This is a genomic window from Acinetobacter uliginosus (assembly GCF_044130295.1).
Taxonomy (GTDB): Bacteria; Pseudomonadota; Gammaproteobacteria; order Pseudomonadales; family Moraxellaceae; genus Acinetobacter.
The window spans coordinates 1-12,318 of the sequence record NZ_JBIQOC010000104.1; the positions used below are offsets into that span (position 1 = coordinate 1).

A 12,318-nucleotide genomic window follows, 5' to 3' on the forward strand; every position below is an offset into this window, starting at 1 on the left:
TACGAGGACCAATTGGTTGTACGATAGATTTTAGGTGTAGGCTTCTTCATCTGGAAATTATATTGCTGAAGAAGCCTTCAAGAATAGCTTTGTGCAACAAAGCCACCCAAAACTAATAACACCGTTATTTAGAAATGCATACTACTCTTTATTATTTTATAGATAAATCTGGGTTATTAAACATTTAATTTAAAAAATAATATTTATACATAAAAAACAAAAAATATAATACTATTATTTAATCAATATTATATTTTTATTATTATACTTATGCCCTCTTCGACACTCCAAAAAATCTTGGTTAAAAACAATCATAGATTGACTTCAAAAAACAGCAACCCACCTCCGCACACAGAAAACCAACTAAAAATTAGATCAAAAAATATCCATTACTACCGTTACACGGCGAAAAAAATTTCAATACATACCCATTTTTGATTTTTCGTCCGTTCAATACAGACCCAAATTATTTTCAATACAGACCCATTTAAGGGTTTTAGCCCCACCGTTACACGGCAAAACGCAAAGTGTTACACGGCGAAATCCAAATCGTTACACGGCGAAATCCAAATCGTTACACGGCGAAATGCTAAGTGTTACACGGCAAAACCCCAAATACCCCCCATTTATTAATCTAAATTTTATGATTAAACAACTCTAGTATTTATATAAATTCAGTATGTATTCTATATATTCAAATATTTATTTTCTGATTTTTATTTAAATTAATATTTATTGCAATAAAAAATAAAAATCTATTAAATATTTTTAATATTAAATTAAAGAAAATCCCATATAGAAACAAATTATTTTAATAATACTTTATAACCATCCCTAAAAAAAATAAATATTATTGGCATCAAAAAACACACTATTGTCAATAAAAATATACTGATTGGCATCAAAGAAATACTAATTTCCATTGATTGGAATGAATTGGCACGAATTGGAATTGTGATGGCTAATTTTGACTCAACAAATAATTTTATTGCCAATAAAAATATACTCATTGGCATCAAAGAAATGCTAATTTCCATTGATTGGAATGAATTGGCACGAATTGGAATTGTGATGGCTAATTTTGACTCAACAAATAATTTTATTGCCAATAAAAATATACTCATTGGCATCAAAGAAATGCTAATTTCCATTGATTGGAATGAATTGGCACGAATTGGAATTGTGATGGCTAATTTTGACTCAACAAATAATTTTATTGCCAATAAAAATATACTCATTGGCATCAAAGAAATGCTAATTTCCATTGATTGGAATGAATTGGCACGAATTGGAATTGTGATGGCTAATTTTGACTCAACAAATAATTTTATTGCCAATAAAAATATACTCATTGGCATCTAAAAACAGGTTTTTGAGAGAGCTTTATACCTCCAAAACAGGTTTATATGCCTGAATCTAACCAATCAAGCGCCACTGTTATTGAGACGAGACTATAATGGCAAAGTTGAGCGACACTTTGGTTTGCAAGGATATTTACTAAGGTATCCATCTAGAATAAGAATGGGTGTTCAAGTAGTTGTTGATTTTGCAGATTAAGTTAAAAACCAGAATATGTAACAAAATTTTAGAATGTAGAAGAAGCGTTACTTTAAATTAAAAATAGAACACTGCCAGATACACTACATCATCTTTACAGGTCGAGTGTGAGGGATTCGCAGATCAAGCGATATGTCCTTTACTCAGTAAATTAAATATTTAAAACCTTAAAGAGAGTATCTTTTGCAACAATTTAACTTTATTCAAAATCTTCAAGAATGGTCTAATCAATACCCCTGGTTAGAGATGGTTTCCTCCTTCAGTATTGTGATTTTTTTGGCAATCCTCGCTAATTTTTTTTCCAAACAAGTCATTGTACGTGGCATACGCAAGCTTATTTCGAAAACAGGCTTTGGCAATAACGACATCGTTACCCAATATAGTGTAATACAGCGTATAGCGAATATTGTACCTGCACTGGTGATCATGAATGGGATTTCTACAGTTCCTCACCTGTCAGATAAAGTTGAAAATTTTGTGCAAATGGGCACACAGGCTTTTATATTCTTGACTATTGCACTGGCAATATCAGAATTTCTCAATATTTTTAACCTGATTTATCAGCGTAATCCTAAATCTAGAAACAAACCTATTAAAGGATACCTGCAGTTAGTAAAACTGATTATTTATGTGGTCTGTGTCCTGATGATTATTGGCACGTTCCTAGATAAAGATGTGTTTACTTTACTGGCAGGTTTTGGAGCAATGGCAGCCGTATTGATGCTGGTGTTTCAAAATACCATCTTGTCTTTAGTCGCATCTGTACAAATTTCTTCGTATGACATGGTGCGTATTGGTGATTGGATTGAAATGCCATCACTAAATGCAGATGGTGATGTCATTGATATCTCCTTGCATACGGTCACAGTACAAAACTGGGACAAAACACTCACCACGATTCCAACCAACAAACTGATTACTGATACCTTTAAAAACTGGCGAGGCATGCAGGATGCGGGGGTAAGACGGATTAAACGTTCATTGCTGATCGATCAAAGCTCCGTGCATTTTATGACGTCTCAAGAACAAGACAAGCTGAAAAATTTCTTATTACTAGATCACTATCTCAATAGTAAAAATGAGGAACTTGAACAGTCCAATCAGCAGTTAGTCAATCAGTCTCAATATAACCACCGTCGTTTAACCAATCTGGGTACTTTCCGTGCTTATATTGAGTTTTACTTGAAACAACACCCAAGCATAAACAATACAGAAGCGTTGATTATTCGCCAGTTACAACCGACTAGCGAAGGTTTACCTTTAGAAATTTATGCCTTCACTCAAACCGCGCTCTGGAAGGAGTATGAAAATATCCAGTCAGATATTTTTGATCATTTAATTGCGATTATTCCTGAGTTTGGCTTAAAACTGTATCAAGCACCTTCCGGTACAGACTTCAGGCAATTGGCAATCACGACTTCAGAAAGGCTTGAATATAACTAAGGCATTATATTGTGAAGCTCAGCAATCTCCATCCTCTAACAATTCTGAAGTACTAAATGAAGTTCTAGCACCTAATCCGTTTAGTTCTTTACATCAAATAGATAGTTAAACATGAGAGCTGCTTTCTTTTAAATAAGTAGCTCATCTAATAATTCTTCTTCTTTTGGAGCTTTGTTCCAATACAAAATATGGGGGGAATTATGCCTTCGAAAAACGAATCCTGGTTTGATAATGTCAATCCAAATGTTTTTTTGAGTACCGTTGCACTCATTTCTGTTTTTTTGACATTTGTGATTTTTACGCCTGCAGCATTTGATCTGATTACACAGCAGCTAAATCAATGGATTACCCATTCATTTAGCTGGTTCTATGTGTTGTCTGTCGCAATATTTTTGATCGTACTCGCGTGTATTGCCTTATCGAAAATAGGGCAAATCAAACTTGGCCCCGATCACAGTGAACCTGAATATAAAAACAGCTCCTGGTTTGCCATGCTTTTTACTGCGGGGATGGGCATTGGTCTAATGTTTTTTGGGATTGCGGAGCCTGTCATGCACTATGTCAGCCCACCAACCGGAACGCCCGAAACCATTCAATCAGCGCAACAGGCGATGAGAATTACGTTTTTCCATTGGGGCTTACATGCTTGGGCAATTTATGCCTTGGTAGGTTTAAGTCTGGCATATTTCTCATTCAGACATAACTTACCTTTAAAAGTTCGCTCAGGTCTATATCCGATCATTGGCAAACGTATTTATGGACCGATTGGAGATGGGATTGATACCTTTGCAACGATTGGTACCATTTTTGGTATTGCGACGACATTAGGATTTGGAGTCACCCAGATCAGTTCGGGCTTGAACTACTTATTCGGTTTGCAGAACAGTTTGCAGACTCAAATTCTTTTGATTGTTGTGGTCAGTATCCTTGCATCCTTTTCAGTTTTTTTAGGGCTGGATAAAGGAATTAAACGGTTATCGGAGCTCAATATCATTTTGGCAGTGATATTACTCCTCTTCGTCTTCTTCGCCAGTTCAACCATTTATATTTTACAGACCACGATCCAGAATATTGGACAGTATGTTTCCAATTTATTTGTGATGACTTTCAATCTTTACGCCTATCAGCCAACTGGCTGGATTGGAGGTTGGACGATCATGTACTGGGCTTGGTGGATTTCCTGGTCACCTTTTGTCGGTATGTTTATTGCCCGCGTATCTCGTGGCCGTTCAATCCGTGAATTTATTGTAGGCGTGTTATTGATTCCGACTGGATTTACATTGGTTTGGATGGGTTTTATGGGGAACGCTGCATTATTTAGCATTCTGTTTGAAAATCATTCCAGTCTAGTATTGGCTGTAGAAAAAGATTCTTCTGTTGCCTTATTCGAATTTTTAAAGACTTTACCTCTCTCTAGTGTATCCAGTCTGGTTGCTACCCTCCTGATCTTCCTGTTTTTTGTTACTTCGGCTGATTCAGGAGCCTTGATCACAGATTACCTTACGGCTAAAACGGAGCACTCCCCTGTTTGGCAACGTTTGTTCTGGACAGCTGTGATTGCTGTTCTTTCTATTATCTTGCTGATCGTTGGTGGTTTAAGTGCCTTGCAATCTGCAGTGATCATGAGTGCCTTGCCTTTTACTTTCATTATGCTGTTATTGTGCTGGGGGTTAATCAAGGCACTACGTTTAGATGTCTTAAAAGTACAGGCCCTACAAAGTGCTAGGATCACACCACGAGCTATACAAAACCCAAGAAGCTGGCAACAGCGTCTAGGTTTAATTATGCATTACCCACATTCTAAAGCCGAAGTAACGGCCTATATTCATCAGAATGTTCATCAGGCTTTTCAGAACATAAAACATGAATTTCAGCGCCGGAATCTGGATGTTTCAATCCGTGAGGTTGATGGGGGGCTATTACTGAAAGTAGATCATCAAAATGAAATCAACTTCATCTATCAAGTCGTGGCTACTGAAACACGAGCTCCGAGTTTTATGCTCGATGACGAAAGTAGCCTCTCTCAGAAATATTACAAAGCGGAAGTTTTTCTAAAAGAAGGGGGGAAAAACTACAATGTCATGGAATGGACACAAGAAGATTTACTCCAGGACATTATTGATCAATACGAACGCCACTTGTATTTTTTAAATGTAGTCCGTAATTAAACAATCTACATAGCAGTTCAAATTAACAAGTATTAGTTTGAACTGCTATCTTTTTGATTAACAATATCTTGATTTACCAAAAAATTTAATAGTACAGCATCCGTCTTCATTCTAACCTTGAACCAATTTTCAATGCGAATTTGATCTTCACTCGATAGTGGTTCAGATGTTCTCACACTAAGTTGCAGTATTTGCTTTTGATTGGGATCAGTCGGTAAATCAATGCCTTGTCCTAGAAAAATAGAGCTTACAGTGGGATGCTGTGCACGTAGCTCTGCAAAAACATCATTTGCATTGGCAAATAAAGCATTTTTCACCCTTAATTCTTGCTGTAATTGTTTTACCTGTTCATCCTTTTGGCGCAGGGCTTCTTGTCCATTCAGATACAAATCACTCAATACCCCAGATTTTAAGGCAGTCACATCAACCTTATCATCATTGGTTTGATGCACAATAATTTTAGTTCCTTCGAGATTTGCAACAGCAAGTCTCCCTTCAATATTCTGCAACGTCGCCTGACTTAAGGGCAAACCGACTAAAGCCAACTCAATGGTCCGTGTCTTGCTATCAATTTTTGAACTGGCGACTTGTGTTTCTTTAAAGGTAAATTCTTGTGTAATGAATTTGTTGGCAGTTGATTTAAAAACTTCTTCATTAACTAATTTAGTCGCCAGATAGGCACTTGGAATTGCGGTCACCATTGCGATCATCAGCAAAGATATTTTTACACATCTTTCTACTTTTTCGTCAGCAAAACTATGTGGCTTTAACCTTAAAATCCGGATACCGATAATAGTTGCCAAACTGATGAACACACAATTGATGGTATATAAATACAGTGCACCACCAACAAAGCTCCACTGTCCAGTTGCAATACCAAATCCAGCAGTACAGACAGGTGGCATCAATGCTGTAGCAATCGCCACCCCTGGAATAACATTTGATTTTTCTTCTCGAGTGATCCCAATGATTCCTGCCAATCCACCAAATAATGCGATGAGCACATCCCAAACGGTTGGGCTAGTTCGTGATAAAAGTTCAGATTGTGCATTATCGAGGGGTGATATCGAGAAATATAGAGTGGATACGACCAAGCTGATCAGTGTTGCAATGCCTAGGTTGAAGAGTGCCCGTTTTACCAGTTTAAAGTCATAAACTGCTACACCCAGCCCCACCCCCATGATCGGTCCCATAAGTGGAGAAATTAGCATTGCGCCAATAACCACGGCTGTTGAATTGATATTTAATCCGACTGATGCAATAAAAATAGCGAATATTAAAATCCAGGGAATGGCTCCTGATAGCTCAATCCCATCACGAATACGACGCTCGATTTCATCATCTTCTGCCTTATCTGCCAGCAGACTAAAGCGATGGCGTGCACGTCTTAATCTACTTGTATAATTAAAGGAGGAGTTGTGTTTATTAGAGGTGTTGGTCAATTTAACATCCTACTTTTTATCCATCTGTGGAAAGACCTTTAATCTCAGTCGATTTTTGGTCCTCGTGATTACCTTAGAGTGAGAAAATGAAACATTCCAGAAAACTAACTTTACTCAAAATTACAAAAAAGTCTTAATATCTCCTGCGATTGATTAATTAATAAACATAAATGTTTCATTTCTTATAATCGTTTCATCAAGTTATCAGTTCTCCTTATGATTTGTCAGATTGTAGTGTTACAGTAAGAGGGATTATAAGTGATTAAATTTAATAATGATATTATTCATGGGGCAATTTTCGACATGGATGGAACCATGTTTGATACTGAACGTTTACGTTTTCAAACCTTGAAGCAAGCATCTCAGGAATTGATCGGTGTTTCATTTAGTGATGCTTATTTAATGGCTTGTCTGGGACTCAGTGCAAGTAGTGCACATCAACTAGCCAAACAGCAGTATGGGGACGATATCCCTTATGCAGAGATCCGACAACGAGCTGATGAGCTTGAACTCGAAAGTGTCAGAAGTTTAGGTGTACCCATTAAAAAAGGGTTGGTACAGGTACTAGAACGTTTACGTAAATCTGGTTTACGCATGGCAGTTGCGACATCAAGTCGTCGCTTAATTGCTGAAGAATATCTGATCAATGCCAACGTTTATAAATTCTTTGATGTACTGGTGTGTGGTGATGAAGTACAGAAAGGTAAACCACATCCGGAAATTTTTCTTTCCGCTGCTGAAAAACTCAATTTACCTACATCAGAATGCTTAATGTTCGAGGATTCGGAAAATGGTATTACTTCAGCCTATAATGCTGGTGGGGTTACCATCTTGCTACAAGACATCAAGGAACCTAATTCCAACATGCTGGCCAAAACAGATTACTTTTTTGAAAGTATGTATGACTGCCTGCATCAATTGGATCAACATACACTAAACTTGGAAATGCCAACACTTCAAGAGTCTTTTCCACAAAGTCTGAATCAATTGACCGTTGGCATTCATGGATTTGGTGCGATTGGCGGTGGCTTCATGGCACAGATCCTGTCCCACTGGGATGGCTATACACGTCCAAAGCGAATCTATGCCTCAACCCATAATTCCTTGTATCGTTCAGCAGTGAATGCCTTTGGCAGTTACTGTATTCGTTATGGCCAGCTTTCCTATGATGAACGTATTGAAAATATGCATATCATTGATGCGGGTAATATTGAACAGATGCAGGAGATGTATATTGCCTCAAGCATGATAGCTGTTTGCTTGCCGGAACAGGCGATTGCAACTGAGGCCAGAACAATTGCCCAAGGCTTATATGCCCGTCATATTGCCAATAATGAACAGTTCACGAATCCTTTAACCGTCCTCATTATCTTAAATAAAATCGGTGCTAAACACTTATTGCTTGAACATGTGCATAGCGCTTTGGTTGAAATTACAGCTCCAGACATTGCTGAGCAGATTTTAGAGCAGCATTATTTCTGTGATACGGTCGTTAACCGAATGGTTTCCAAATTGACCGACCAAAACCTTTACCGTCAGTTGCGTATTAAGTACAACATTTTTAAGCAATACCAACTCGATCACGACCTTGATCATGCTGATATTGAAGATGCTACCCGTTTGAATCCTGAACAGGAAAGGTTAGCTTCAATGTATGTCGAAGAGATGTGCAGTAACTTTAAACCCAGCCATATTTTGCAGACCATGGACTTGATTCTATTCCATGCAGAAGTGGACATGCCGATTTACGTAGAAAATAACAGTCCCTTGCTAGGCAAAATGCGTCAGATGGTGTTGGTGGATGATATTCAGGAAATTCAGTTGATAAAAAACAGGTTATGGAATGGTGTTCATGCCATGACTACCTGGTACGCAACACGCCTCGGCTACGAAACGATTGGTTTAGCTATGGCAGACCCAAAAGTGAGAGAGTTTATGGAGGGGCTTCTTGAAGAAGTGAAGGCTGGGCTTACCCTTACCCTACCACATCGCAAAAATGATCTTGATGATCTGGCAAAAAGCTTTATTAATTCTTGTGTCAATGCCTACAAAGATCCGTGTGAACGTGTAGCACGTGATCCTTTACGAAAGTTAGCCGCTTCAGAACGCGTCTTGGGATCAATTGCTTGTAATATTCAGCAGGGCTTACCTTACCAGAACTTAAGTCAAGGTGCCTTATATGGTTACTACTACTCTATTCAGCAAAAAGATATTAGCTATGGTGAAGCAATTGAACATCTTAAAATTCAGTTAGGGCAATCTGGATTAAACGAGCAACATCAGCAAACCCTACAGCGAAATATTGAAACACAGTTAGCTCAATTGCTCCCGGCTAAACATAAGACGCACAATCCTCATTGTGTAGACCTAGCAAAGAAAATGGATCATAGCCTGACCTGATTGTGTCATAGGATTTAACCAGAATAGAATAAACTCATATTTATGAGGTCAAGCATGCTTGACCTCATGTGTACAATAATTTCCCAAGGATAAATTTAACAAGCCGACTTCATTTTTTAAAATATTTAAGTTTTGAAGTGACTGATAAAAATATAAGCTAAAACTCCACACGCAATTGAGAAAGGCACAACGACAGCTAACCAAATACTAAACTGACAACTTAAATTTTGAATCAATTGTGCAGATGGAGTTTCATAAAATGGTTATGTGTGTCTAGAGTTTTAGTGGCTATTCACTATTATGGTCAGGGTTATAGATTTGATTATCGGAAGAATAAGAAACTTGCCAAACCAGAGAAAAATCAAAGATGGATTCGTGTAAATGGTGATTATATTCTAATTAATACAGTGAACCACCGTATCTTAAGAGTTGTTCCTGGTTGATCTTTGTAATCTGATTATCAAAAGGGAGCGGCACTGTTGCAAATAGCTGCTGATGGTAAGCTAAATCGTTTTTAGCTAAAGGTTTAACCTATGAATCCCTTCCATGGTCGGCATTTTCAGGGCGAAATCATCCTTTGGGCTGTGCGCTGGTATTGTAAATATGGCATCAGCTATCGTGAACTTCAAGAAATGCTCGCTGAACGAGGCATAAATGTGGATCACAGTACAATTTATCGTTGGGTTCAGCACTATGCTCCTGAAATAGAAAGACGCTTACGCTGGTACTGGCGTAATCTTAGTGATCTGAGCTCATGGCATATTAATGAAACTTATGTAAAAGTGAATGGACAATGGTCTTATCTGTATCGTGCAGTCGATCAACGTGGCCATACCATTGATTTTTACCTTTCTTCTAGACGTAATACCAAATCAGCCTATTGTTTTCTTGGAAAATTTTAAATAATGTAAAGAAATGGCAAATTCCACGGGTGATTAATACGGATAAAGCACCCACATATGGACGTGCTTTATCATGGTTAAAACAGGAAAGAAAATGTCCACCAGACCTTGAGCACAGGCAGGTTAAGTACAAAAATAACGTGATCGAATGTGATCATGGCAAGATAAAGCGGATTATCAGGGCCACGTTAGGATTCAAATCCATGAAGACAGCTTATGCCACAATTAAAGGGATTGAAGTCATGCGTGCACTGCGTAAAGGACAAGCTTCGTCATTTTATTATGGTCAGCCTCAGGGTGAAGTGCATTTAATCAACAGGGTTTTCGGTCTCTAAGCTTTTTTGAATCGGATATCCGACTTAGCTCCCTATTTGCAACAGTGCCATCGTATGACCCCGTTGATCAACTGCACGATACAGGTAAGTCCATCGCCCCTTCACTTTGATATAAGTCTCATCCATATGCCATGAATGTAAATCTGTAGGGTTACGCCAATACCAGCGTAACCGTTTTTCCATTTCTGGAGCATAACGCTGAACCCAACGATAAATTGTACTGTGATCCACATTTATGCCTCGTTCAGCGAGCATTTCTTGAAGTTCACGATAGCTGATGCCATATTTACAATACCAACGAACAGCCCAAAGAATGATTTCACCTTGAAAGTGCCGACCGTGGAAGGGATTCATCTGCTGTATCTCGAAATAAATAAGATATTTAGCTTATCATGTCAGCCTATTTGCAACAGTGCCGCAAGGAATTGCTTTAGCATTAGAAATGCTTTAATTAGTACAACAGACCTTATCTGGATTTTTATTGACCATGGCTCATTCCCACACACATGAGACATCACATTACGGTACGGCCTTTGCTATCGGTATTGTATTGAACTTGGGCTTTGTTTTAATTGAAGCATTCTATGGCTGGCAAACCGACTCCATGGCCTTGCTGGCTGATGCGGGCCATAACTTAACCGATGTCGGTGGATTACTTCTGGCATGGGCAGCCTATAGCGTAGCGCGTATTCACTCCAATCGTCGACATACTTATGGTTGGCAAAAAGCCTCGATTCTGGCCAGTTTTACTAATGCCGTGCTGATCCTCTTTGCGATGTTTTCTCTAGGCTGGGAATCTATACAACGGATTCAGTCTCCCAGCCCTGTAGCGGCAGTCACCGTTATGATCGTCGCTGCAATCGGTGTGGTAGTGAATTTGAGCACCGCCCTTTTGTTTCTTAAAAACAGTCAGCATGATTTGAATATCAAAGGTGCCTTTCTGCATATGGCGGCAGATGCCGTTGTTTCGGTCGGCGTAGTGGTCGCGGGGGCCTTATATTTATGGCAGGGCTGGTTATGGATTGACGCTGTGGTAGGTTTGATTATCGCCATTATTATTATTTTGGGAACATTTTCCTTGTTCCGCCAATCCTTACACTTGCTCTTTGATGGTGTGCCCGATCAGATTAACCTTTTAGAAGTCAGGAACTGCTTACTCAATATTCCGAGCGTTGTGGATCTGCATGATTTACACATCTGGAGTATGAGTACCCTGGAAAATGCACTCACGGTGCATATGGTTTATGATGACAACTTACAAACTGCGAATACCTTACTTGCAGAAATTACCGAAGCTTTACATCATCATTTTGATCTCAAACATGTGACGGTGCAGCTGGAATCGATCGCTTATGCTGAAGGTTGTGAAATGAAACTTAAACCGCATTATACTTCTAGCCAATCCTTGTTGAAATAAAGTCTCAGAATCATATATTTCATATTGCGCATATTCGGATATTCATATATAACCAAGCTATTCTTTTAAGGATAACTCTCATGGATCAAATGCCGAAAGTGCAAATTTATCATAACCCTGCCTGTGGCACTTCACGTAATACCCTGGCTTTAATTCGTAATGCGGGCATTGAACCTGAAGTGATTGAATATCTGGTCACCCCCCCTTCAAAAGATCAGTTGATCAAACTGATTCAGGATTCTGGCTTAAGCGTTCGTGAAGTGTTACGTAAGAATGTGGATCCTTATACCGAGTTGAATCTGGATGATGCAAGTTGGACCGATGAAAAACTCATTGATGCCATGCTTGAACATCCGATCCTGATTAACCGTCCACTGGTAGTTACGGATCTCGGAACACGTTTATGCCGTCCATCGGAAGTAGTGCTGGACATCCTGCCTTTGCCACAATTAAAAGCTTTTGCCAAAGAAGATGGTGAAGTCATCATTGATGAACAGGGCAATCGCGTAAAATAAAGCATTATTCACTGAAGAAAAGCTCAACTCTGTTGCAATGCTGTTCACTTAAGCATTTGAAGCCTCGCGAAATTTATTAGAGAATCCGATGTCAGGTTTGGCATCGGATTTTTTATGGTGTTTCAGCAGGATCTTCTCG

The 12,318-nt window shown here is 38.7% G+C and carries 8 protein-coding genes and 2 pseudogenes; 8 read left to right on the forward strand and 2 right to left on the reverse strand.

Features of this window, described 5'->3' with window-relative positions; all coding sequences use genetic code 11:
- The first annotated feature begins 957 nt into the window (after positions 1–957).
- The 3 genes from ACE01T_RS15715 (at position 958) to ACE01T_RS15725 (ending at position 5,168) form a co-directional block, all read left to right on the forward strand.
- On the forward strand, positions 958–1,362 hold the full coding sequence (locus ACE01T_RS15715) for a hypothetical protein (RefSeq protein ID WP_395519643.1): 405 nt from the start codon (positions 958–960) through the stop codon (positions 1,360–1,362).
- Between the two features lie 378 nt (positions 1,363–1,740).
- A complete protein-coding gene (locus tag ACE01T_RS15720) occupies positions 1,741–3,000 on the forward strand; it encodes a mechanosensitive ion channel family protein (RefSeq protein WP_086197749.1) in 1,260 nt (419 codons plus the stop codon).
- A 200-nt stretch (positions 3,001–3,200) separates the two neighbouring features.
- Positions 3,201–5,168 (forward strand): BCCT family transporter, encoded by a 1,968-nt coding sequence (locus tag ACE01T_RS15725; RefSeq protein ID WP_395519644.1) that lies wholly within the window; start codon positions 3,201–3,203, stop codon positions 5,166–5,168.
- Positions 5,169–5,200: 32 nt separating this feature from the next.
- On the opposite strand, the gene ACE01T_RS15730 is transcribed toward ACE01T_RS15725, so the two are convergent.
- Positions 5,201–6,610 (reverse strand): TIGR00341 family protein, encoded by a 1,410-nt coding sequence (locus ACE01T_RS15730; RefSeq protein WP_280956553.1) that lies wholly within the window; start codon positions 6,608–6,610, stop codon positions 5,201–5,203.
- A gap of 258 nt (positions 6,611–6,868) precedes the next feature.
- Here ACE01T_RS15730 and mtlD point away from each other — a divergent pair, with 258 nt between their 5' ends.
- The 3 genes and pseudogenes from mtlD to ACE01T_RS15745 all read left to right on the forward strand — a co-directional run bounded on the left by mtlD (position 6,869) and on the right by ACE01T_RS15745 (position 10,247).
- On the forward strand, positions 6,869–9,010 hold the full coding sequence (gene mtlD / locus ACE01T_RS15735) for a bifunctional mannitol-1-phosphate dehydrogenase/phosphatase (RefSeq protein ID WP_395519645.1): 2,142 nt from the start codon (positions 6,869–6,871) through the stop codon (positions 9,008–9,010).
- Between the two features lie 284 nt (positions 9,011–9,294).
- On the forward strand, positions 9,295–9,453 hold the full coding sequence (locus ACE01T_RS15740; RefSeq protein ID WP_251992263.1) for an RcnB family protein: 159 nt from the start codon (positions 9,295–9,297) through the stop codon (positions 9,451–9,453).
- A gap of 90 nt (positions 9,454–9,543) precedes the next feature.
- A pseudogene (locus ACE01T_RS15745) lies at positions 9,544–10,247 on the forward strand (IS6 family transposase).
- A 48-nt stretch (positions 10,248–10,295) separates the two neighbouring features.
- Here ACE01T_RS15745 and ACE01T_RS15750 read toward each other — a convergent pair.
- Positions 10,296–10,601 (reverse strand): annotated as a pseudogene (locus ACE01T_RS15750) (IS6 family transposase); the annotation flags it as partial.
- 133 nt (positions 10,602–10,734) lie between these two features.
- Here ACE01T_RS15750 and ACE01T_RS15755 point away from each other — a divergent pair.
- Positions 10,735–11,664 (forward strand): cation diffusion facilitator family transporter, encoded by a 930-nt coding sequence (locus tag ACE01T_RS15755; RefSeq protein WP_395519646.1) that lies wholly within the window; start codon positions 10,735–10,737, stop codon positions 11,662–11,664.
- Positions 11,665–11,744: 80 nt separating this feature from the next.
- Positions 11,745–12,179: an arsenate reductase (glutaredoxin) gene (arsC, locus tag ACE01T_RS15760; protein ID WP_016165428.1), complete on the forward strand. Its 435-nt coding sequence runs from the start codon at positions 11,745–11,747 to the stop codon at positions 12,177–12,179.
- Positions 12,180–12,318: the final 139 nt, after the last annotated feature.

Excerpts from the sequence above, each read along its gene's own strand:
- ACE01T_RS15715 (WP_395519643.1), top strand. The coding sequence starts at position 958 with ATGGCTAATTTTGACTCAACAAATAATTTTATTGCCAATAAAAATATA.
- ACE01T_RS15725 (WP_395519644.1), top strand. The coding sequence starts at position 3,201 with ATGCCTTCGAAAAACGAATCCTGGTTTGATAATGTCAATCCAAATGTT.
- ACE01T_RS15755 (WP_395519646.1), top strand. The coding sequence starts at position 10,735 with ATGGCTCATTCCCACACACATGAGACATCACATTACGGTACGGCCTTT.
- arsC (WP_016165428.1), top strand. The coding sequence starts at position 11,745 with ATGGATCAAATGCCGAAAGTGCAAATTTATCATAACCCTGCCTGTGGC.